The sequence below is a fragment of the Streptomyces sp. NPDC028331 genome (genome assembly GCF_055565775.1).
Genome location: NZ_JBVHTR010000011.1, coordinates 16754 through 38727, shown reverse-complemented (window position 1 = coordinate 38727; position 21974 = coordinate 16754). Strand labels below are relative to the sequence as shown.

At 72.3% G+C, this 21974-nt stretch carries 19 protein-coding genes; 10 read left to right on the top strand and 9 right to left on the bottom strand.

Going from position 1 to position 21974, the window contains the following annotated elements; all coding sequences use genetic code 11:
• Nucleotides 1–85 precede the first annotated feature (85 nt).
• From ACZ4SW_RS17985 to ACZ4SW_RS17965, 5 genes are all read right to left on the bottom strand, one after another.
• Nucleotides 86–2098 carry a GTP-binding protein gene (locus ACZ4SW_RS17985; protein WP_468243887.1) on the bottom strand — a complete coding sequence of 671 codons (2013 nt, stop codon included), beginning with the start codon at nt 2096–2098 and terminating at the stop codon, nt 86–88.
• 135 nt (nt 2099–2233) lie between these two features.
• Entirely contained in the window at nt 2234–3148 is a 915-nt protein-coding gene (locus ACZ4SW_RS17980) for an aminoglycoside phosphotransferase family protein (protein WP_468243884.1), read from the bottom strand.
• A gap of 24 nt (nt 3149–3172) precedes the next feature.
• Nucleotides 3173–3694, bottom strand: coding sequence for a metallophosphoesterase family protein (locus ACZ4SW_RS17975; RefSeq protein ID WP_468243882.1), 522 nt, complete (start codon nt 3692–3694; stop codon nt 3173–3175).
• Nucleotides 3695–3706: 12 nt separating this feature from the next.
• Complete coding sequence (locus ACZ4SW_RS17970; protein WP_468243880.1) at nt 3707–6139, bottom strand: SpoIIE family protein phosphatase; 2433 nt, start codon at nt 6137–6139, stop codon at nt 3707–3709.
• Nucleotides 6140–6406: 267 nt separating this feature from the next.
• On the bottom strand, nt 6407–7894 hold the full coding sequence (locus ACZ4SW_RS17965) for a S1 family peptidase (protein ID WP_468243877.1): 1488 nt from the start codon (nt 7892–7894) through the stop codon (nt 6407–6409).
• A gap of 662 nt (nt 7895–8556) precedes the next feature.
• Here ACZ4SW_RS17965 and ACZ4SW_RS17960 point away from each other — a divergent pair.
• From ACZ4SW_RS17960 to ACZ4SW_RS17940, 5 genes are all read left to right on the top strand, one after another.
• Nucleotides 8557–8772: a type A2 lantipeptide gene (locus ACZ4SW_RS17960; protein WP_200419637.1), complete on the top strand. Its 216-nt coding sequence runs from the start codon at nt 8557–8559 to the stop codon at nt 8770–8772.
• A gap of 92 nt (nt 8773–8864) precedes the next feature.
• Entirely contained in the window at nt 8865–9671 is an 807-nt protein-coding gene (locus ACZ4SW_RS17955; protein WP_468243874.1) for a hypothetical protein, read from the top strand.
• On the top strand, nt 9668–11902 hold the full coding sequence (locus ACZ4SW_RS17950) for an NHLP family bacteriocin export ABC transporter peptidase/permease/ATPase subunit (protein WP_468243871.1): 2235 nt from the start codon (nt 9668–9670) through the stop codon (nt 11900–11902). Before ACZ4SW_RS17955 ends, ACZ4SW_RS17950 begins: the two co-directional genes overlap by 4 nt.
• Before the next feature lie 2 nt (nt 11903–11904).
• Nucleotides 11905–14721 (top strand): NHLP bacteriocin export ABC transporter permease/ATPase subunit, encoded by a 2817-nt coding sequence (locus tag ACZ4SW_RS17945; protein WP_468243868.1) that lies wholly within the window; start codon nt 11905–11907, stop codon nt 14719–14721.
• Nucleotides 14722–14731: 10 nt separating this feature from the next.
• A complete protein-coding gene (locus tag ACZ4SW_RS17940; RefSeq protein WP_468244396.1) occupies nt 14732–14857 on the top strand; it encodes a LamG-like jellyroll fold domain-containing protein in 126 nt (41 codons plus the stop codon).
• Nucleotides 14858–14911: 54 nt separating this feature from the next.
• Here the strand turns inward: ACZ4SW_RS17940 and ACZ4SW_RS17935 are convergent, their stop codons facing one another.
• On the bottom strand, nt 14912–15394 hold the full coding sequence (locus ACZ4SW_RS17935) for a VOC family protein (RefSeq protein WP_468243865.1): 483 nt from the start codon (nt 15392–15394) through the stop codon (nt 14912–14914).
• 120 nt (nt 15395–15514) lie between these two features.
• Between ACZ4SW_RS17935 and ACZ4SW_RS17930 the strand changes: the two genes are divergently transcribed.
• From ACZ4SW_RS17930 to ACZ4SW_RS17920, 3 genes are all read left to right on the top strand, one after another.
• Nucleotides 15515–16714, top strand: a complete 1200-nt coding sequence (locus tag ACZ4SW_RS17930; protein WP_468243862.1) for an epoxide hydrolase family protein — start codon at nt 15515–15517, stop codon at nt 16712–16714.
• Nucleotides 16715–16827: 113 nt separating this feature from the next.
• Entirely contained in the window at nt 16828–17466 is a 639-nt protein-coding gene (locus tag ACZ4SW_RS17925) for an ATP-dependent Clp protease proteolytic subunit (RefSeq protein WP_468243859.1), read from the top strand.
• A gap of 1 nt (nt 17467) precedes the next feature.
• Nucleotides 17468–18070, top strand: coding sequence for a ClpP family protease (locus tag ACZ4SW_RS17920; protein ID WP_468243856.1), 603 nt, complete (start codon nt 17468–17470; stop codon nt 18068–18070).
• 74 nt (nt 18071–18144) lie between these two features.
• Here ACZ4SW_RS17920 and ACZ4SW_RS17915 read toward each other — a convergent pair whose 3' ends face one another.
• Both ACZ4SW_RS17915 and ACZ4SW_RS17910 read right to left on the bottom strand, forming a co-directional pair.
• Nucleotides 18145–18576, bottom strand: coding sequence for a helix-turn-helix domain-containing protein (locus ACZ4SW_RS17915; RefSeq protein ID WP_468243854.1), 432 nt, complete (start codon nt 18574–18576; stop codon nt 18145–18147).
• A gap of 108 nt (nt 18577–18684) precedes the next feature.
• Complete coding sequence (locus ACZ4SW_RS17910; protein ID WP_468244393.1) at nt 18685–19206, bottom strand: DinB family protein; 522 nt, start codon at nt 19204–19206, stop codon at nt 18685–18687.
• A 150-nt stretch (nt 19207–19356) separates the two neighbouring features.
• Here ACZ4SW_RS17910 and ACZ4SW_RS17905 point away from each other — a divergent pair, with 150 nt between their 5' ends.
• A complete protein-coding gene (locus ACZ4SW_RS17905; protein ID WP_468243851.1) occupies nt 19357–20763 on the top strand; it encodes a streptophobe family protein in 1407 nt (468 codons plus the stop codon).
• Here ACZ4SW_RS17905 and ACZ4SW_RS17900 read toward each other — a convergent pair.
• A complete protein-coding gene (locus ACZ4SW_RS17900) occupies nt 20666–21076 on the bottom strand; it encodes a hypothetical protein (protein WP_468243849.1) in 411 nt (136 codons plus the stop codon). The two genes, ACZ4SW_RS17905 and ACZ4SW_RS17900, sit on opposite strands and share 98 nt — an antisense overlap.
• A gap of 369 nt (nt 21077–21445) precedes the next feature.
• On the opposite strand from ACZ4SW_RS17900, the gene ACZ4SW_RS17895 reads away from it, so the two are divergent.
• Entirely contained in the window at nt 21446–21835 is a 390-nt protein-coding gene (locus tag ACZ4SW_RS17895) for a nuclear transport factor 2 family protein (RefSeq protein ID WP_468243847.1), read from the top strand.
• Nucleotides 21836–21974 lie beyond the last annotated feature (139 nt).

Genomic DNA, 21974 nt, shown 5'->3' with positions numbered 1-21974 from the left:
ATTACAATCCGGGCACTTTACGCCCTATGTCAACTCCCGTGCACCATCCGGTCCCCCTTTGGTCCCTCTGGCCCGTTCGCCGCATTCAGGACGGCACCCCCGCCCCGCGCCCCGGCACCCTCCGCATCATCCGCAGCAGGTACTCCTCCCGGTCGAGCGGGTTGTGGTCGGTGCGCGGCCGGCTCGGTACCGCGCCGCCGGTCACCGGGGCGTAGTGGTCGAACGCGGACTCCAGCTCGCCCTCGCCGCGGGTCGGACCCGGCAGCGCCTGCTCCAGTTCGTGCACCTGGGCGGCCGGGACCCGGCCCTCGAGGACGCATGTACGCCCGACCGGTCGGGTGGTCTCGGGGACGGCACGCAGCCGGGTGAGCAGCGGCGAAAGCGCGCCGAGCGTGTCCGCCGGGGCCTCGATCCGGAAGCGGTGCATCGGCTCGTACACCCGGCTCCCCGCCCGCCTGAGCGCGGTCATCACGACGAGCGGGGTCAGGCCCCGGAAGTCGGCGCCCGTGCTCGACATGCTCTTGTCGAAGCCCTGGTGGGCGTGGCTCTGCCGTGCGGAGTAACCGGAGTGCGTCATGGTGACCGTGCAGTCGGTGACCTGCCAGCCGTGCAGGCCCTGCGCCAGGGTCTCGTCGACCGTGTCCTGCACGGCCCTGAAGAAGGCGTACGGCATCGAACCGAGCTCCACCTCCAGGCGGAACGCGACGCCCGAGCCGGCCGGGGCGGGGTCGATGCGCAGTCCCACGGTGGCGAGGAAGGGGTTGGGTTCCTTCTTGTTGAACTCGACCGCCGCGCCCGTGCCGACGGGCCGTTCGATGCACAGCGGCGTCGTCTCGCGGAAGGTGACGGCGAGTCCGTACTCCTCGGCCAGGGTCGCCTGGATGACCTCCTTCTGGACCTCGCCGTAGAGGGAGACCGAGATCTCCTGGCGGATCTCGTCCTGGCGCAGCGCGATCAGCGGGTCCTGTTCGGCGAGCTGGGTGAGCGCGAGGTGCAGCGCTCCCCTGTCGCGCGGCCGGGCGGGGACGACGACGGTCTCCAGGGTGGGCGGGGAGAAGTGGTGGACCGGCTCGTCCGCGCACGGCGCCTCGCCGAAGGTGTCGCCGATGCGGACGTCGGTCAGGCCCCACAGCCTGCCGATGCGGCCCGCCGTCACCGATGCCGCGCGGGCCGCTCCGCCCCGGTCGAAGACGCTGATCGCGGTGACCTTGCCCTCCCGGCCGTCGCGGAGCACCAGCCGGTCGCGGGTGCGCAGGGTCCCGCAGAAGACCCGCGCGTACGCGATCTTCTCCCCCGCCGGTCCCCGCTCGACCTTGAAGACTCTGCCCGAGGCCGGCCCCTCGGTGTCGCCCTCCGTGGCCGGCAGCAGCTCCGTGAGACCGTCGGTCAGCTCCTGCACGCCCGCGCCCGTGATCGCCGAACCGAAGAACACCGGGTGCACCCGTGCGCGCCGGGTCTGCTCGACGAGGGCGGAGCGCAGCCGGCCGTAGGACACCGCGTCCTCGACGTACGCGGCCAGCAGTTCCTCGTCGTGCTCGGTGAGGACGTCGAGCAGCCGCCTCGTGAACGCGCTGTCGTGGGCGCCGTACGGCACCACGTGCGCGTCCCGTGTGCCGAGTCCGTAAGCCCGTCCCATGGGGACGACCGACGGGGTGAGGCGCTCGGCCAGGGCAGTGAGCGTGCGGCCGTCGTCGGCGCCGCTTCGGTCGATCTTGTTGACGAAGACGAGGGTGGGGATCCGCAGCCGTCGCAGGGTGCGCATCAGGATGCGTGTCTGGGCCTGGACGCCCTCCACGGCGGAGACCACCAGCACCGCGCCGTCGAGCACACCCAGCACCCGCTCGACCTCGGCGATGAAGTCGGGGTGGCCGGGGGTGTCGATCAGGTTGACGGTGACATCGCCGAGCGTGAACGAGACGACGGCGGACTTGATCGTGATGCCGCGCTGCCGCTCCAGCGCGAGGGTGTCGGTCTGGGTGTTTCCGTCGTCGACGCTGCCGATCTCGTCGATGACTCCGGCCGCGTGCAGCAGCCGCTCGGTGAGGCTTGTCTTACCCGCGTCTACGTGCGCGAGGATTCCCAGGTTCAGCGTGGGCACAGAGCGTCATGTCCTTGGGGAGAGTGCTGGTTCCTTGCCGGGTGGACATGAACGCTGTGCGCATGGGAGCTCCTCGGTGTCGACGGCTGTGTCCCGTGCAGTCCAGCAGGACGCGACGGCGAGGGCAACGGATTTTCAGGCGCGCTCGCCCCGGTGGTCGGCGATGAGCTGCTCCAGATGGTGCAGGGCGGTGCGCACCCTGGCCGGGTCCTGCTGGAAGTACGGGTCGTCCGGCACCGGCAGGGAGCCCGCGAGGGCCCAGCCCCGCCCGCGGGCCCAGGTGGCGTCGTCGACGCCGAGCGCCGCCCGGAAGTCGCCGCGCACCTCGTCCGGAAGGAACTTCCAGGCGGCGAGCAGGTCGACCGCGGGGTCGCCGACGGCGAGGGTGCCGAAGTCGATCACGGCGCTGAGCCGGCCGTCCACGGCGAGCAGGTTGCCGACCGAGAGGTCCCCGTGGACCCAGACGGGCGGCCGGTCCCAGGCGGGGGCGGCCAGGGCCGCCTCCCAGACTTCCGTCACCGCGTCGGCGTCGATCAGGCCGGACCGTTTCAGCGCCTCGATCTTGGGCCGTACCCGTGCCTCGGAGGCGAGCGAGTCCCGCTCGTCGCCCATCGGGACGCCCCGGAAGGCGTTGCTCTGCTCGGGAGCGAGGCCGCCCGTGGCATCGATCCCCTGCAGCGCGGTCAGGAACGCGGCGAGTTCCCGCGCGGTGCGGCGGGGGTCGGTGAGGCCTTCGGCGGTGGCCGTCTCACCCTCCAGCCAGCGGTAGACGGACCACGGGTGGGGGTAGCCCTCGCCGGGTTCCCCCTGGGCGACGGGTTCGCTGACGGGCAGCGGCAGACGGGGCGCGAGCCGGGGCAGCCAGGTCTGCTCCCGCTCCACCTGGCCGGCCCAGTGCGGGTAGCGCGGGAGGCGTACGGACAGCTCCTCGCCGAGCCGGAACGTCGCGTTGTCCAGACCGGACGACGCCACCGGGGCGATCGGGAGGTGGCTCCAGTGCGGGAACTGGGAGGCCAGTAGACGGCGTACGAGGTCGGCGTCGATCAGCACCCGGCCATCTCACGCGATCGACTCTCAGGCGTCCAGCGGTTTTCCGGTGCGCGGGGGCAGCCGGTGCAGCCGCACGTCCATGAGTGCGCCGCCGGTTGCGGTGGCGGTCATGTAGGTGCAGTGGGGCTGACGGCGGCGGTCGGTCGGGGAGCCGGGGTTGAGCAGACGCAGGCCGGTGTCCGTGGTCGTGTCCCAGGGGATGTGGCTGTGGCCGAACACCAGCACGTCGAGGTCGGGGAACCGCTCGGCGCAGCGGCGCTCCCGGCCCTGGGCGGGTCCCGTCTCGTGGACGACGCCGAGCCGCAGGCCGCCGAGGTCGGCGCGGGCCACTTCGGGGAGCCGGGCGCGCAGGGCCGGACCGTCGTTGTTGCCGTACACGCCGAGCAGCCGGGCGCAGCGGCTCTCCAGCAGGTCCAGCGTGGCGACGTCCACCCAGTCGCCGGCATGGATCACGAGGTCGGCGCGCGGGAGTTCGGCGAGCAGCGGCGCGGGCAGTTCCTTCGCGCGCTTGGGGAGGTGGGTGTCGGACATCAGGAGCAGGCGCACGACTCCAGGGTGTCACCCGGGCGGGGCCTGCGCGTCGGCCGGCGAGTGCTCCAGGACGATGTCCGCCCACACCTGCTTGCCGCCGCTGACCGGGAGTGTCCCCCAGGCGTCGGACATGGCCTCGACGAGCAGGATGCCCCGGCCGCCCGTCGCCTCCCAGCCGATGCTGGTCGGCTTGATGGGCGTCCGCGGTGAGGTGTCGGCGACCGCGACGCGCAGCCGGTGGTTGGACAGGGTCAGGTCGAGCCGGACCTGGCCGTCGGTGTGGACGAGGGCGTTGGTGACGAGTTCGGAGACGACGAGGAGCACCGTGTCGGTCTCCTCCGGTACGCCCCAGGAGCGCAGAGTGCGCCGGGTGAAGCGGCGGGCGTGCCGGACCGCTTCGGGGACGCGCCACACCGTCCAGCTCTCGCGCAGCGGAAGCATCGCCATGCCGTCGTAGCGCACGAGGAGCAGCGCCACGTCGTCGCTGCGGTTGGCGTCGGCGAGCAGGGCGTCCGCGACGAGTCCGAGGTGGCCCGGGTCGGCGGCGGACAACTCGCCGGCGATGCGCACCAGGCCGTCCTCGATGTCGATGTCGGCGGACTCGACCAGGCCGTCCGTGGTGAGGGTGACGACCGCGCCGGGCTGCAGCCTGAGCGGGCTCATCGGGTACTCGGCCTGGTGGACGACGCCGAGGGGCGGTCCGCCCTCCGACTCGACGATCTCCGTCGTGCCGTCCGGGTGGCGCAGCAGGGGCGGGAGGTGTCCGGCGCGCACGAACCAGCCGGTGCCCTGCTCCATGTCGACGTCGACGTAGCAGCAGGTCGCGAAGAGGTCGGACTCCATGTCCACGAGGAGCCGGTTGGCGTGCGAGACGACGACGTCCGGGGGGTGGCCCTCGGCCGCGTACGCGCGCAGCGCCGTGCGCATCTGGCCCATCAGGGTGGCCGCGGCGGCGCTGTGCCCCTGGACGTCGCCGATGACCAGGGCGACGTGGTTGTCGGGCAGCGGGATCACGTCGTACCAGTCGCCGCCGAGCTCCAGACCGGCGGTGGTGGGCAGGTAGCGGGCGACGGCGACGGCTCCGGGGAGCGCGGGCAGGCGGCGCGGCAGGAGAGCGCGCTGCAGCATGCCGATCAGCTCGTGCTCGGCGTCGAAGGCGTGGGCGCGCATCAGCGCCTGCCCGGCGAGACCGGCGACGGCGGTGAGCAGGGCGCGTTCGTCGGGGCCGAAGTCGTGCGGGCTGTCCCAGCCGACGAGGCAGGCGCCGGCCATGCGCCCGCCCGCGGGCAGCGGCAGCACGGCGAGGCCGCCGGGGCCGACCTCGGCGAGCGCGGGCTCCAGTGGAGTGCCGGCGGGCCAGATGGCGGCGCGGCCCTCCCGCAGGGCCATGGCGAGGGTCGGCATGGCGCGGACGGGAGCGTCGGGCCACTCCGATCGCCACTCGGTGCGCCACAGCTCCGGCCAGGCCTCCGGTTCGGGCGGGTCCAGGACGGTGACGACGAGGCGGTCGGACTCCAGCTCGGCGAGCGCGATGCGGTCCGCCCGCAGGGGTCCCCGCAGGGCGGCGACCACGGCCCCGCTGACGTCGCGGACGGTGCCGGCGGTGGCGAGGGCGGCGGCGAGCCGCTGGATGCGGGTGACGTCGCTGACGCCGGGGCGCAGTTTGGAGGCGTCGGTGACCGTGCCGACGAGCCGGACCGGTCGCCCCTCCCCGGCGGGCAGCAGGCGCCCGCGCAGCCGCAGCCACCTCGGCTCGCCGGAGGGCTGGAGGATGCGGAACTCCAGTTCGCGGTCGCCGATGGACATGTGGTCGGCCTCGACGACGGACATCACGGAGGGCAGGTCCTCCGGAACGGTCCGGGCGAGCAGGGTCTCGACACGGCCGTCGAACTCGCCGGTGTCGATGCCGAACAGCCCCAGCATCTCGTCGTCGACCTCGACCCGGCCGCTGTCCATGTCGAGCGTGAAGGAGCTGCCGGGCAGCCCACCGGTCTCGGCCGCGCCCGCGGGCGGGCAGACGACCGCCTCGGCGAAGAGCTGGAGACATGCGCGGTCCTCGGTGTCGAAGCCGTCCGGGCCGTCGCTGACGGCGGCCAGGCATCCGCCGCCGTGCAGCGGCAGGACGGCCAGGCAGAAGTCTCCGGCGGGCATCCGGCGCGCGTCGGCGCACCGGCCGATGTCCTCGGGGCCGAGCCACCGGGGCCGCCCCGAGCGGTGCACCTCGGCCGCGGGGCCCCCGCCGGAGATCGGGTAGGCGTCGCGCAGCCCGAACAGCGCCCGCGGCAGACCGACCGACTCGGTGAGGGTGAGCTGGTCGCCGTCCTCCTCCGGGCTGTACACGGCGGCGAGGGGGGCTCCCGTGAAGACGATCACCTGTTCGAGCACACGCCGCAGGCGCTCGCGCGGGTCGAGGTCCGCTGCGAGCGTCTTGAGGGCAAGTTCCGCACGCAGCGTTCTCATTCCGCGTCCCGCAGTGCCCTCACTGCCCACTCTGCAATTAGAGCGCGTCCCGGACACTTGCGCAGCCCCTGTGAGCGTGCCGACCGGCGGCTCGCGGGTGCACGGCGGAGCGGGCGCGGGCAGCGGCGCGCCCACTGCCGGGAGTGAAGGACCGCCCACCGGGCGTGGGGGAAGCCCTGCGGGCGGTCCGGCACCCGGAGCGGTCCGGCCCTCCCGCCGGAGGGCCGGACCGTTGCACTGACCGGGGGAACCGCTGTTGCTTCCCGGTCAGTGGCTCGACACCAGTCCGGAGCCGTCGCCGACGCCGCTGCCCGACTGGTCGCCGGCGTTGCCCGAGTTACCGGCGTTGCCGGCGTTACCGGACTGGTCGGCGGCCCCACCCGACTGGTCACCGGGGCTCACCGACTGCTGACCGGTGCCGCTCTGATCGCCGGCACCGGCACCGGCACCGCTCTGGTCACCGGTACCGGCACCGCTCTGGTCACCGGCACCAGCACCGGCACCGCTCTGGTCACCAGGGTTCGCCGACTGGTCGCCGGCGCCCTGCTGGCCGCCCGGGCTCGCCGACTGGTCGCCCGCACCCGCACCGGCACCCGCACCGCCGGTGCCGCCGGCGCCGAGCGTCGCGCCGGTCGCCTGCAGCGCGGTCGTCACCGGCTGGAAGAAGGTCTCGCCGCCGGCGGTGCAGTCACCGCTGCCGCCCGAGGTCAGACCGATCGCGCTGCCGTCCTGGGTGAACAGCGAGCCACCGCTGTCCCCGGCCTCGGCGCAGACATTGGTCTGGATGAGCCCGGTGACGGTGTCGACGCCGCCCGGCACGGTCTCACTCTGGAAGTTGACGGTGGCGTCGAGTCCGGTGACGGACCCGTCGTGCAGCCCGGTGGTGCTGCCCATCCGGAAGACCTGCTGGCCGACCACCGCGTCCGCGGCCTGGGTGATCTTGACCGTCTGCCCGTTGCCGACGTTGACCTCGCTCGGCGCCTGGGTGTTCGGGTCGTTGTACTTGACGAGGGAGAAGTCGCCGTTGCCCGGGAAGGTGGCCTGGTCGACGGTGGCGATCGGCTGGCCGTTCTGGGAGTCGGACCACTGCTTCGCCGCGACACCGCAGTGACCGGCCGTCAGGAAGGCGGGGCTGCCGTCGCTGGCGGTGACGTTGAAGCCGAGGGAGCAGCGCACGCCGCCGCCGTTCGCCTGCGCGAAGATGGCGTCGCCTCCCGACACGAAGGTCTTGAAGGTGCCCGCGGACTTCTTGACGGTCGCGACGCCCGAGCCGAGGCTCTTGACCGTCGACTGGAGGGTCTTCCACTTGGAGCCGGTGACCGTTCTGTCGGCGGTGACCCGGATCTCGTTGGTCTTGGGGTCGACGGACCACGCGGTGCCGGGCATCGTCGCCTTGGCGCGCAGCGTCTTGGCGGCGGCCTGCAGTGCGGCGGTGCTGTTGCGCACCTGGTTGGCGACCGCGCCCGCCTTGGTGATGGTGTCGACGGCCTTGCTGTCGTTACCCACCACGTTGACGACGACCTGCTGCTTGTCCGCGTTGTAGTAGGAGCCCGCGAAGGCATCACCCAACTGCGATGCGAGCTGCTTGGCGACGAGTGACACATCGGTCGCCTTGAACGTCTTCGGCGTGTCGCCCGCCGACGAGTCCGTCTGGGACGCGTTGGCGTTGGGCAGCAGAAGGGCCGCAGCTCCGAGCGCCGCCACGCTTCCAACCGCGATCGCGGCCTTGCGCTTGGGTATGCGTTTGTGACTCAACTCTCGACCTCCTGGGGACGGGGTCCGTTGCCGCCGTCCGGCAGCTGACTGGGGCGCCTGGATGCCAGTTGATACGCGCGTGTCCGACGGGGCGTTCAACCGACTTTGCAATTGGCTGAGTTGGCGTATGCGAAAGCGTGAAATAGGTGGCAAAGGAACCGACCGGGCGTGATCGGGGAGAAGAGGGGAGGCCCACCCCGGCCGTGACCACGTTCGGCTACCGATCGGTAACCGTGGGTTCGGGATGTCGGGCCGAATCCTGGCTTCAGGGAATCTGCACATCGAATGCGCAAGCGGGCCACCGTGTGCGACAGATCTGCACAGGCACACAGCGGGGCCCGCGCCGTTGAACCCGGAGTGTCCTATTCCTCATCGGCGCGGCAAGAGGCGGTGCGCGACGATGCCGCGCAGCATGTGAAGAAGTCGCCACCAAGACGTGCGCACGCCTGCACGGATCGACGCTCCGGGACGTCAATTGCCCAGGTGAGAGCGGTGGTTGATTGGAATCGCCGCGCGCCGCCGTGCTTTGATCCGTTGCACCGCGGGGGCCGCCCCAAGGGTCCCGGCGACGGGTGCCCGGCACTCGCGGCTCGCGGCCGACCGTCTGTCCCCAGAGGGGGCCGCTCCCCCTTGTGAATATCCATACGAAGGGAAGTTCCATCATGAACTCCACCCCCCAGGTTGAGACCGCCGAGATCTCGGACGCCGAGCTCGACGCCGTGTCCGGTGGCCTGCAGATCAACGCCGTGGGCACCGCGACCGGCCTGGTGGACGGCATCGCCCCGGTTTCCGGCCTGGTCGGCACGGCCGTCGGCACCGTCGAGGGTGTCACCGGCCTGAACACCGCCCCGGTCACGAACCTGGTCGCCGGTCTCTGACCGCACCCTTGTGCCGCTGAGTCCCGGAACCGCTCCCCGGTTCCGGGACTCTCGGATGCCGTGAGTCTTCTGGAGTAGGTGAGGGAAGTTCCGTGCAGTTCCGCCAGCAGGCCCTCGCCAAGCTGCAGTCGCCCGAGGAGCTCGACCTCCCGGTGCGCTTCGCCCGCCCCCAGGGCTGGCTGGTCCTGACCGTGACGGTGGTCGCCATGGCCGCCGCGTCGGTGTGGGCCGTCACCGGTTCGGTGGCCTCCACGGTCACCGCGCCCGCCATCCTCACGCACGCGGAGGGCAGTTACCTCCTGCAGAGCCCGGTGGCCGGGCAGGTCACCGCGATCCTCGCCGAGCAGGGCGAGCGGCTGCCCGCGAACGCGCCGGTGATCAAGGTCCGTACGGAGCAGGGCGAGTCGGTGGTCCGCACGGTCGCCGCCGGCCGTGTCACCGAACTGACCGCCACCATCGGCCAGATCATCCGCACCGGGGCGAACGTCGCCGCTGTGGAGAAGGTCACGCACGCCTCCGACCCGCTGTACGCGACGGTGTACGTGCCCGCCGAGAACGCCGCGTCGATCCCCGCGAACGCCGCCGTAGACCTCACGGTGCAGTCGGTGCCGGCCCAGCAGTACGGCGTGCTGCGCGGCCATGTGAGGGCCGTCGACCGCACGGCCCAGTCCGCCCAGCAGATCGCCGCGTTCCTCGGGGACGGCCAACTGGGCGAGCAGTTCACCGAGAAGGGCCGCCCGGTCGCGGTGCTGGTACGGCTCGACACCTCGTCCGGCACGAAGAGCGGCTACAGGTGGTCGTCCGCGGACGGCCCGCCGTTCACCCTCTCCTCCATGACCCTGGCCACGGGCTCGATCCGCCTGGCCGATCAGCGTCCCGTCGATTGGCTCCTGCCGTGACCGCCCCCCAGGACACCCTGCCTCCCGTCCGGAGCAGGCGCCGTGCCGCGCCGCCGAAGCGCACCCTGCCGAAGGGCCGGGGGAAGACGGTCCGCACCCCCACCGTGCTGCAGATGGAGGCCGTCGAGTGCGGCGCCGCCTCCCTGGCGATGGTGCTCGGCCACTACGGCCGGCACGTCCCGCTGGAGGAGCTGCGCATCGCCTGCGGTGTCTCCCGCGACGGCTCGCGCGCCAGCAATCTCCTGAAGGCGGCCCGCAGTTACGGCCTGACGGCCAAGGGCATGCAGATGGACACGGCCGCGCTCGCCGAGGTGGCCGCGCCCGCCATCCTGTTCTGGGAGTTCAACCACTACGTCGTCTACGACGGCATGGGCCGCCGTTTCGGCCGCCGCGGCGTGTACGTCAACGACCCCGGCAAGGGCCGCCGTTTCGTGCCGATGGAGGACTTCGACACCAGCTTCACCGGCGTCGTCCTGGTGATGGAACCCGGCGAGGGCTTCACCACGGGGGGCCGCAGGCCGGGCATCCTGGGCGCGATGCCGGCCCGGCTGCGCGGCACGGCGGGCACCCTGCCCGCCGCCGTCCTGGCGAGCCTGCTGCTGGTGGCGGTCGGTGCCGCGCTGCCCGCGCTGAGCCGCACGTACATCGACATGTTCCTGATCGGCGGGCAGACCTCGCTGCTGGGCGTGCTGTTCACGTCGATGGCCGCCTGCGTGCTGCTGACGGTGGTGCTGACCTGGTTGCAGCAGGCGAACCTGCTGCGCGGCCGGATCATCTCCTCCACCCTCTCCAGCGCCCGCTTCCTGCGGCACCTGCTGCGGCTGCCGGTGACGTTCTTCGCCCAGCGCAGCCCCGCCGACCTGGTGCAGCGGCTGCAGTCCAACGACGCGGTCGCCGAGACCCTGGCCCGCGACCTCGCGGCGGCGGGCGTCGACGCGATCGTCGTGGTGCTGTACGCGGTGCTGCTCTACACCTACGACCCGCAACTCACGTTCGTCGGCATCGGCGTGGCACTGCTGAACGTGGTGGCGATGCGCGTCGTCGTACGGCTGCGGGCGACCCGTACGGCGAAGCTGCGCGCGGACACGGCACGGCTGACCAACACCGCCTACACCGGCCTTCAGCTGATCGAGACGATGAAGGCGACCGGCGGCGAGGACGGCTACTTCCGCAAGTGGGCGGGCCAGCACGCCACCACGCTGGAGGAGCAGCAGCGGCTCGGTGTGCCGAGCGCCTGGCTGGGCGTGGTGGCACCGACGCTCGCCACGCTCAACAGCGCGCTGATCCTGTGGATCGGCGGTCTGCGTGCGGTCGAGGGCCACATCTCGGTGGGTCTGCTGGTCGCCTTCCAGGCCCTGGTGACCCGGTTCACCGCGCCGCTGACGCGCCTGAACGGGGTCGCGGGCCGCATCCAGGACTTCGCCGCGGACGTGGCCCGTCTGAAGGACGTGGAGAACTTCCAGGCCGACCCGCTCTACGGCCGCTCGGGCGGCGGCGCGTCCACCAGGCGGCTGCACGGCCATGTGGAACTGGAGAACATCACGTTCGGCTACAGCCCGCTCGACAAGCCGCTGCTGAGCGGTTTCAGCCTGACCGTCGGTCCGGGCCGGCAGGTGGCGCTGGTCGGCGGCTCGGGCAGCGGCAAGTCCACGGTGTCCCGGCTGATCGCGGGGCTCTACGCCCCCTGGGAGGGCGAGATCCGTATCGACGGGCAGCGCCTGGAGGACATTCCGCGCGGCGCGCTCGCCGCCTCGGTCTCCTTCGTGGACCAGGAGATCTTCCTCTTCGAGGGCACGGTCCGCGACAACGTGGCGCTGTGGGACCCGTCGATCCCGGACGACGCGGTGGTCGCCGCCCTGCGGGACGCGGCCCTGTACGACGTGGTGATGCGCCGCCCGGGCGGCATCCACAGCCGGGTGGAGCAGGACGGGCGGAACTTCTCCGGCGGTCAGCGCCAACGCCTGGAGATCGCCCGGGCCCTGGTGCGCGATCCCAGCATCCTGGTGCTCGACGAGGTGACCAGCGCGTTGGACGCGGAGACGGAGCAGACGGTCATCGACAACCTGCGCAAGCGCGGCTGCGCCTGCGTGGTGATCGCGCACCGGCTGAGCACGGTGCGCGACAGCGACGAGATCGTGGTGCTCCAGCACGGCACGATCGTGGAACGCGGGCGGCACGACGCCCTGGTGGCGGCCGGCGGGGCGTACGCCGAGCTGGTCAGGGAGCGATGAGGATGACGGCGGTGCACGAGGGCGACGTCGTCCTGGGCGCTCTGGGCGCGATGGGCGCCCCCATCGACTGCTCGGGCCTGAGCCGGCTCGACCTGGAGGGGCCGCAGGTGCTGTGGCTGGTGGCGTCCGGGGCGCTGGACCTGTTCGCCGTCGACGCGGCGGTACAGGGCCACTGGCACCACCTGGGCCGTCTCGGGCCGGGTTCGCTGCTGCTCGGCCCGGTCGCGGGGCCCCAGCACACCCTGGTCGCCCGGCCGGTCCGCGACTGCGTGGTGCGCCGCATCCAGTTGCGCGAGCTGTACCAGCAGGCCGACACCCAGACCTGGTCGTACGACGAGTACGGCAACCCGCAGTACGTGCCGCCGACGACGAGCCCCCTGGAGTACGCGCTCGCCCTCGGTGTCGGCCGGAGCCTGTCGATCCTGTTCCAGGCGCCGATGGCCACGGAACGGGCCGCCGACATCACCGACGACGACGTCTTCTGGATGCAGGTGCCGCCGGGGAGCGTCCAGTACGGCTCCCTGTACGGGGCGGAGGCCGCCGCCGACCTGCTGATGGACCCCGCCGTGTGGCAGGGCATGGTCGACCAGCAGTACCGCCTCCTCGCCACCCTGGACCGGTGGATCGAGCAGGTCGAGCGCACCCACGAGACCCGGACCGCGGCCGGCATCAGGGCGGGCGAGGCGGTCCGTGCGCAGGCCGACCGGACCTTGCTGGCGTCCATCGGGAAGTCCTCGCAGCGGCGCACCACGGCCGCCGACGCCGACGCCACCTACGCGGCGTGCACACTGGTGGCCCGCGAGGCCGGCATCACCCTGGCCGAGCCCGCGCGGAGCGGCGCCGAGAGCGACCGCCTGGATCCGGTGGAGCGGATCGCCGTCGCCTCCCGTGTCCGCACCCGGGCGGTACGGCTCGACGGGCGCTGGTGGCACGAGAACGTCGGCCCGCTGGTGGGCCACCGGGCGTTGTCGGGCGCGCCGGTGGCGCTGCTGTGGCGGCGCGGCGGTTATGTCGCGGTGCACCCGTCGTCGGGGCGCGAGACACCGATCGAGAAGGCGAACGCGGCCGAGTTCGCGCCGCGGGCCGTGATGTTCTACCGCCCGCTGCCGGACCAGCGGCTCAGTCCGCTCAGGCTGCTGAGGTTCAGCATGCGCGGGACGCGCGGCGATCTGGTCAACCTGCTGATCAGTGGACTGGTGACCGTCGCGATCGGCGCGCTGGTGCCGATCGCCACCGGCAAGGTGCTCGGCGAGTACGTACCGAAGGCACAGCAGGGGCTGATCGTCCAGGTGTGCCTCGCCCTCATGGTCACCGGCGTGGTGGCGGCCGCCTTCATGCTGCTGGAGAACCTGACCGTCCTGCGCCTCGAGGGGCGGATCGAGGCGACCCTCCAGCCGGCGGTCTGGGACCGGCTGCTGAGGCTGCCGACGAAGTTCTTCACCGAGCGGTCCACCGGGGAGCTGGCGAGCGCGGCGATGGGTGTCAGCGCCATCCGGCGGCTGCTCGCCGGAGTCGGCCCGACGGTGGCCCAGTCGGTGACGGTCGGCGCGATGAACCTGGGTCTGCTGCTCTGGTACAGCGTGCCCATGGCCATGGCCGCGATCGGCATGCTCGTCGTCATCGCCGCCGTCTTCCTCGGGCTCGGGCTGTGGCAGGTGCGCTGGCAGCGGCGGCTGGTGCAGCTCAGCAACAAGCTGAACAACCAGGCGTTCCAGACCCTGCGCGGCCTGCCGAAGCTGCGGGTCGCGGCGGCCGAGAACTACGCCTACGCCGCCTGGGCGCGGGAGTTCGCACGCAGCCGGGAACTCCAGCAGAAGGTGGGCCGGATCAAGAACCTCACGACCGTGCTGGGCGCGGTGTATCTGCCGCTGTGCTCCCTGCTGCTGTTCATCCTGCTGGCGGGGCCGGCCAAGGGCACGTTGTCGGCCGCGGACTTCCTCACCTTCAACACCTCGATGACCATGCTGCTGACCTCGGTCACCCAGCTCACCGGCGCGTTCGTGTCCGCGGTGGCCGCGCTGCCGCTGTTCGAGGAGATCAGGCCGGTGCTGGACGCGACCCCCGAGGTGCGCACGGGCAGCACCCGGCCGGGGGTGCTGTCCGGGGCCATCGAGGCGCGCAGGCTCTCGTTCCGGTACACCGACGACGGTCCCCTGGTCCTCGACGACGTCTCCTTCGAGGTGAAACCCGGCGAGTTCGTGGCGATCGTGGGCCCGAGCGGCTGCGGCAAGTCGACACTGCTGCGCCTGCTGATCGGCTTCGACAAGCCGGTGTCGGGCAGTGTGCTCTACGACGGCCAGGACCTCGCGGCGCTCGACCAGTCGGCGGTGCGCCGCCAGTGCGGGGTGGTGCTCCAGCACGCGCAGCCGATGAACGGGTCCATCCTGGACGTCATCTGCGGCACCGAGCCGTACACACCCGAGGAGGCGATGGCGGCGGCCGAGATGGCGGGCCTCGCCGAGGACATCCAGCGGATGCCGATGGGGCTGCACACCATCGTCCAGGGCAGTGGCGCGATCTCGGGCGGTCAGCGGCAGCGGCTCATGATCGCTCAGGCGCTGATCCGCCGGCCGCGCATCCTGTTCTTCGACGAGGCGACGAGCGCGCTGGACAACGAGACGCAGCGCAAGGTCATCGAGTCCACCCGCTCCCTGAACGCCACCCGGATCGTGATCGCCCACCGTCTGTCCACGGTGCTGGACGCGGACCGGGTCATCGTGATGGAGGACGGCAGGATCACCCAGCAGGGCCCGCCCGCCCAGCTCCTCGCCGACACCACCGGCCGGCTGCACGAGCTGGTGCGGCGGCAGATGGCGTGACGGCAACCACATCCGCGCCGGGTACATCGGCAGGTCGCACTACGCCGACCCGTATCTGAAGGGAGCGGTGGACGACTTCCGGGTGTACGGGCGCGCCCCGAGCGCCGCCGAGGTGGCGGCGCCGGCACAGGCGTGACCGGGGCGGCCGGCTCACCGGGTCACGGCTGGGCGGGCCGTCGCCCCGCGGTGGCTACTCCCCCGCGTACGCCTTCCCCAGGGCGGCGATGTCGAGCTTGCCCATCGCGAGCATCGCGCGCGTGGTGCGGGCCGCCTTCTCCTGGTCCGGGTCGCCGATCATGTCGATGAGCCCGTCCGGGACGACCTGCCAGGACACGCCGTACTTGTCCTTGAGCCAGCCGCAGGGGCCCGGCTGACCGCCGCCCTCGGTGAGCTTGGTCCAGTAGTAGTCGATCTCTTCCTGGCTCTCGCAGTAGATCTGGAAGGAGATCGCCTCGCTGAAGGTGAACTGGGGCCCGCCGTTCAGGGCGACGAACCTGTGCCCGTTGGCCGTGAAGTCGACGGCGATCACGGAACCGGCGGGGCCGGGACCGGCCTCGGTGTAGCGGCCGATCCGCCCGATGCTGGAGTTCTTGAAGATCGACACGTAGTAGTGCGCGGCCTCCTCGGCCTGGCCGTCGAACCAGAGACAGGTGGTGAATCCCTCGGTGGCCATGTGTACCTCCTGGAGTGTGGAAGCGGTCACCTGTGCAGACCGATCCTCGCCCCGGAACTCATCGGCCGGGACGGAAATTGATCCGTGTGGGGGCCGAGTGCCGGGAATTAGCATCCGGCCATGACCTCATCGCCCGCCGAGAGCATCCGGCCCTTCCGTCTCGCGATCCCCCAGAGCGACCTCGACGATCTGCACGACCGGCTCGACCGCACCCGCTGGCCCGACGAGCTGCCCGGCGTGGGCTGGGCGTACGGGGTGCCCCGCGACTATCTGAAGGAGCTCGTACGGTACTGGCGCCACGACTACGACTGGCGGGCCGCCGAGGCGCGGCTGAACACATGGCCGCAGTTCACCACGGAGATCGACGGCGCACACGTCCACTTCGCCCACGTCCGCTCCCCCGAGCCGGACGCCACCCCGCTGATCATCACCCACGGCTGGCCGGGCTCGATCGTGGAGTTCCTCGACGTCGTCGGGCCGCTCACCGACCCCGCCGCCCACGGCGGTGATCCCGCCGACGCGTTCCACGTGGTGGTGCCGGCCATCCCGGGGTTCGGGCTGTCGGGGCCGACCCGGGACGCGGGCTGGGAGGCGGGCCGGGTCGCCGACGCGTGGGTGGAGCTGATGGACCGCCTCGGCTACCGGCGGTTCGGCGCGCAGGGCGGTGACTGGGGCGCGGGGATCTCGCGCGAGCTGGGCCGCGCCCACCCGGAACGGGTGATCGGCGTCCATCTGAACCTGCTGCCGGGCGCGCAGCAGACCACCGAGCCCACCGCGGAGGAGCTGGCCGCCCTCGGCCCCGAGGAACGGGAGCGCACGCTCACCTCCTGGCGCCGGTGGGAGGCGTGGCAGCGTGAGGGCGCCGGCTACGCCGCCCTGCACTCGACCCGGCCGCAGACGCTCGCGTATGCGCTCACCGACTCGCCCGTCGGTCAACTCGCCTGGATCGTGGAGAAGTTCCGGGAGTGGACGGACTCCGAGGAGCTGCCCGAGGAGGCCGTCGACCGGGACCTGCTGCTGACCGACGTGATGCTGTACTGGCTGACCGGGACCGCCGGTTCGTCGTCCCGGATCTACTACGAGCGGGCGCACGCCACCGGCCGGGCCGCCGCGCCCAGCGAGCCGTCGACGGCGCCGACCGCGCTGGCGGTCTTCCCCGCCGAGATCCAGGTCCCGCTGCGGCACAGGGCGGAGCGGACGGAGAACATCGTGCGCTGGACGGAGTTCGACCGAGGCGGGCACTTCGCGGCCATGGAGGAGCCGGACCTGTTGGTCGAGGACGTGCGTGCGTTCTTCCGGGGACTGCGCGAGAAGGCCTGAGGCGCGGCCTTAGCCCGTGGCGAATCTGCGGCGGGCAGAGATTCCGTCCCCCCGCGCCGGAGCGGGTCGAGAGTGGAGCCGACGGCATCATCCCGCCTCGACAAGGAGACCCGATGACTCCACTCGCCACGCTCTCGCCCCGCGCGGAGGAGGGCGACACGCCGCCCAACCGCTTCGACGACCACCTCGCCGCGCAGCTGCTCGCCCAGCGGATCGTCCTCCTCGGCACACAGGTCGACGAGGTGTCGGCCAACCGGGTGTGCGCGCAACTGCTCCTGCTGTCGGCGGAGGACCCGCGCACCGACATCAGCCTGTACATCAACAGCCCCGGCGGGTCGGTCACCGCGGGTCTCGCGATCTACGACACCATGCGGCTCGTCCCGAACGACGTCTCGACGCTGGTGATGGGGTTCGCCGCGAGCATGGGGCAGTTCCTGCTCACCGTGGGCACACCCGGCAAGCGGTTCGCGCTGCCGAACGCGCGGATCATGATGCACCAGCCCTCGGCGGGGATCGGCGGCACCGCCGCGGACATCGAGATCCAGGCGGAGAACCTCCAGTTCACCAAGAAGGCCATCGAACGGATCACCGCCGAGCACACCGGGCAGAGCGAGGAGACGATCGCCCGGGACGGCGACCGGGACCGCTGGTTCACGGCCGAGCAGGCCAGGGAGTACGGGATCGTGGACCGGGTGGTGGAGTCGCTCGCCGACATCCGCCCGGCCGCGTCACGCCGACGGATGGGGCTGTGACATGGCGTCGTACACGGTTCCCTACGTCATCGAGCGGACCGCGCAGGGTGAACGGTCCTACGACGTCTTCAGCCGGCTGCTGAACGAGCGGATCATCTTCCTCGGCACGGAGATCGACGACGGCGTCGCCAACGTGGTCATCGCGCAGCTCCTGCACCTGGAGTCGGCGAACCCCGAGCACGAAATCTCGATCTACCTCAACTCGCCCGGCGGATCCTTCACTTCACTGATGGCGATCTACGACACGATGACGTTCGTCCAGTCCCCGATCTCCACCTTCTGCGTGGGGCAGGCGGCGTCGACGGCGGCGGTCCTGCTGGCCGGCGGCGATCCCGGGCGGCGGTTCGTGCTCCGGCACTCGCGGGTGCTGCTGGGCCAGCCGGCCAGCGGCGGACGGCAGGGCACGGTCTCCGACCTCAGCCTGGCGGCCAAGGAGATGGTCCGCATCCGCTCCCAGGTGGAGGAGGTCCTGTCCCGGCACACGCACCACGACGTGGCGACGCTGCGCGCGGACATGGACCGGGACAAGGTGTTCACCGCCGAGGAGGCGGTCGCCTACGGGCTCGCCGACGAGGTGCTCAGCCGACGCCTCGCGTTCGTCTGACCGGCACGGCCGGACGACCGGCGGCCGTACGGGGCGCGCACCGCCACCGTACCGGCCGCCGGTCGTCGGGCCGGTCAGGCGGCGAGGCAGAGGCCGTCGTACTGCGCCGTGGGCGACCTGCGCCCACGGCCCACCCGGCTGCGGGCGTACCGGGCCAGCTCGTCCTGGGCGAGCGAGAGCAGGTCGGCGAGGCCGAGCCCGAGGGCCTGGGCGGCGGCCGCGAGGACCTCGGAGGAGGCCTCCTTGCGGCCGCGCTCCAGCTCGGACAGGTACGGCATCGAGATCCGGGCCGCCTCCGCGACGTCCTTGAGCGTGCGCTCCTGGGCGAGCCGTTCGCGCCGCAGCACATCGCCGACGAGGTCGCGCCACAGGGGCTCCTTGGGCGCGGGTGGCTGTGGAGTCCCCGTCGGCCGCAGCGGGGTGCGGGTGGCCCCGCCGGGGCTGGGCGGCGCGGTCTGCGGACGCAGGGGGATGACACGGGCTTCGTTCGGCGCATGAGTGCTCACCCCTTCAGCCTAGGGATCCGGGGCGCCACGGGAAGGGAACGGCGTTCTGCCCTGGGTGAAGCCGTACGGCCCGGCGGAAGGCGGCAGTTGACGGGTGGCGGGGCCCGGCTACTGACCGACCCGGCCGTCGATGCGCTCGCGGAGGAAGTCCGCGTGGCCGTTGTGCCGGGCGTACTCCTCGATCATGTGGACGAGGACCTCCCGCAGAGCGACCGGCTCGTCGCCGTTCCTGCCGGTGATGTCGAGGCTCGGCGCGGCTGCGACGAAGCGCTCCGCGAACGCTGTTTCGGCACGCCAGGCGTCCCATGCCTCGGCGACGACCTCGGGGTCGGGCACGGCGCCGTCGAAGTCCACGTCCCGGCGGTCGTCGCTGTGGTAGCGCAGAGGGCGGTCGTCGCCGGCCATGACACGGCGGAACCAGTGCTGTTCCACCCGGCACATGTGGCGCACCAGCCCGAGCAGGGACAGGTTGGACGGCGGCACCGAGCGGCGGGCCATCTGCTCTGCCGTCAGTCCCCGGCACTTCATCTCCAGCGTCAGCCGCTGGTCCCGGAGAAAGCCGACGAGCGTGTCGAGCTCTCCCACGAAGCCTCCGTCCTGGCGGGGGTCGTCATCGGGGTGGACGAACATGTCCCACCACCCGAAGCTCCGCTCCGCAGGGACGTCGTCCGCCTGGTCTGGAATCACGGTGTCTGCCATGGCGACGAGCATGGGCACGTCGGCGAGTGGTGCGCCACCCGTTTTCGAGCGGGACGCCGTGGGCCTGCTTAGCGTGGCAGTGTGAACGCGCCGACCGGGTCCGACGGGGCACCGGCCCGCCCAGGCGGCCCGGCACTCGCGCCGTACGGCTGGGTGCGGGCCGGCCTCACGGTGCTGGCCGGGCTCGTCGTCATGGGCGCGCTCGCCGCGCTCGGGCTGTGGGCCGCGGGCGGGAGCGGCATCCCCGAGGGCGGCTTCCCCCGCGTGGTCGTGGCCGTGGTCGCCGTGGCGGTCGGCGGCAGTGTGAGGCTGGCGGGCGACGCCGGTGAGCTGGCCGGCGCTCGGGCGGGGCTGACCGTGATGCCGCTGTCGGTGACGCTGGCCGGGGCCCTGGTGATCGCCGCGGGGTTCCTGCGCCCGCTGCGGCGCCGGGCCGTCGCCGGTGCGCGGGAACTGGCGGGCTGGGCGGGGCGGATCGCCGTCCTGTGGCTGGTTGCGCTCGTCGGTCTCGCCCTGGCGGCCCGCCAGACCTTCGTGATCCCGCTCGGCGCGGGAACGATCGGCGACATCGGCAGCCTGTTCGGGATCTCCCCGAGGATCGGCTTCACCACGGACCTGTGGCCGACCGTGTTGTTCGGTCTGCTCTGGCTGGCGGGCGTGCTGGTCCTCGCCCTGCTGGTGTCGCGGGGTGCGCCGCTGCCGGTCCGGCTGCTGCGTCTCCAGGAGTCGGTGCGTCCCGCCGCCCACGCCATGGTGGCCCTGCTGCTCGTCTGCGTCGCCCTGGGCGCCGTCGTGGCGCTGGTGGTGGCCGCGACCCGCGGGCGCCCGGCCGAGACGTGCGCGCTGATCCTGCTGGGGCTGCCCAATCTGGTGTGGCCGGTGCTCACCCTCGGCATGGGGGCCACCTGGTACGGCAGGGTGGAGGGGCCGTTCGTGCTGCCCATGCCGCATCTGCTGGACGAGGTGTTGCGCACGCCGGACATCTCCACCCTGAACCTGCAGGCGCTCGCCCGGTACGACGGCCGGGTGTGGTGGCTGGTGGCCGTGGACGCCGTGCTGCTGATCACGGCCGGATTCGTGGCGGCGGTGCGCTCACCGGCGCCGGTGCGACCGTGGCGGCACGCCGCGCACATGGCGGTCGCCCTGGTGGCGACGGTCCTCGCCCTGTGCCTGCTCTGCCGGGTCTCGGCGCACTACGGGCTGTCGCTGATCGGGGTCGGCGACCTCGGCGGAGGGCTTTCGGGCGTACTGTTCCTCAGCCCCCGGACGGCGACCGCGATGGGTCTCGCCGCGCTGTGGGGCCTGGTGACCGGGTGCGCGGGCGGGCTGCTCGCCGACGGGGTGCGGCGACGGGCCGGGGTGCGTGAGACGGCGTTCCTCCGCCTTCCGATCAGGCGACCGGGGTGGACAGCGCGGGCACGAACCGTTGCATCCGCAGGGCGTCCACGGACTCGGCGAGCAGTTCGTACTCGGTGGTGTCGTCACTGACGGCGACCCGGACCAGCCGTCCGTCCGCCAGTTCCTCGGCCACCCGCTCCTGCTGCCCGACGTCCTTGCACCAGGCGCGCAGCACGGCCGGCACGTCGGGGACCGTGTCGGCGACGGGGGCGATGGAGTTCGGCGGGAACAGGGGGTTGTCGGGGTGCGGGTCCAGCCGTTCGGCGATCCAGGAGGCGCGGTCGCGCATCCACCACAGGGCGAGGGCGAGGGTGGGAGCGCGGTAGGTGCCCAGGGGAACGCCGACCCGTTGCCCTCCGCAGATACCGTATGCCGTGACATGGCACAGGAACTCGTCGTGCACGATCGCTCCCCCCGTGCGGTGCTCGGTGCCGGATCGGCCCGTGGTGCCTTGCGTTCGCTCGCTGTGCACGTGGCGTCCCGCCGTCGGGCGCGGTAGCGCTTTCTATCGTGACCCGGGTCACCCACTCCTTCGAGTATCGCCACTCCTGACACTCTGTCACCATGCGATTTCAGCCAGTCTCCTGGCATATTCACGGCCGCTGTCTGGCCGAAACGAGCCGTCCCCGCCCGGGCTCCTCCGCTTACCCGGGAGGTAATCGACGCTCCCGGGCCCGTCCGGGCATGGTTGCGATGCCGGCTCCCGGCGGGCCCCGCGCCCCGGGATCCGGCTCTCGACCAGCGCATGTGACCTTGATGGAGGCTGATCGCCATGACCGCCGAGACCAACCGCTACGAGTCCGCCGTCGCCCGCTACTTCGAGGCGTGGAACACCCGCGACGCCCAGGCACTGGCCAAGGCCGTCGCCGCCGCCTGGACCCCGGGCGGAAGCTACACCGACCCCCTGGCCGATGTCGGCGGACACGACGCCATCGCGGCCCTGATCGCGGCAGCGCAGGCACAGTTCCCCGGGTTCTCCTTCCGGCTCACGGGCGCGGTCGACGGGCACCACGACCTCGCCCGCTTCTCCTGGGAGTTGGTGAGCGACGCGGACGGCTCGGCCCCGGTCGCCGGCTCCGACGTGATCACCCTGGACGGCGACGGGCGCATCCGCAGCGTGCACGGGTTCCTGGACCGCGTACCCGAGGGCGCGGCTGCCTAGGTCGCGTTGCGAAAGTCCCGTCGTCCGGCCGGAGGCCGGGCCTGGGGGGGGGGGGGGGGGGGGGGGGGGGGGGGGGGGGGGGGGGGGGGGGGGGGGGGGGGGGGGAGGGGGGAAGAAGGGACGAGGCACCGCCGCAAAG

Bases quoted from the DNA above. Each gene is read 5' to 3' on its own strand.
- ACZ4SW_RS17970 (WP_468243880.1), bottom strand. From the start codon at position 6,139: ATGAGAACGCTGCGTGCGGAACTTGCCCTCAAGACGCTCGCAGCGGAC.
- ACZ4SW_RS17960 (WP_200419637.1), top strand. From the start codon at position 8,557: ATGAACTCCACCCCCCAGGTTGAGACCGCCGAGATCTCGGACGCCGAG.
- ACZ4SW_RS17945 (WP_468243868.1), top strand. From the start codon at position 11,905: ATGACGGCGGTGCACGAGGGCGACGTCGTCCTGGGCGCTCTGGGCGCG.
- ACZ4SW_RS17935 (WP_468243865.1), bottom strand. From the start codon at position 15,394: ATGGCCACCGAGGGATTCACCACCTGTCTCTGGTTCGACGGCCAGGCC.
- ACZ4SW_RS17930 (WP_468243862.1), top strand. From the start codon at position 15,515: ATGACCTCATCGCCCGCCGAGAGCATCCGGCCCTTCCGTCTCGCGATC.
- ACZ4SW_RS17925 (WP_468243859.1), top strand. From the start codon at position 16,828: ATGACTCCACTCGCCACGCTCTCGCCCCGCGCGGAGGAGGGCGACACG.
- ACZ4SW_RS17920 (WP_468243856.1), top strand. From the start codon at position 17,468: ATGGCGTCGTACACGGTTCCCTACGTCATCGAGCGGACCGCGCAGGGT.
- ACZ4SW_RS17910 (WP_468244393.1), bottom strand. From the start codon at position 19,206: ATGTTCGTCCACCCCGATGACGACCCCCGCCAGGACGGAGGCTTCGTG.
- ACZ4SW_RS17895 (WP_468243847.1), top strand. From the start codon at position 21,446: ATGACCGCCGAGACCAACCGCTACGAGTCCGCCGTCGCCCGCTACTTC.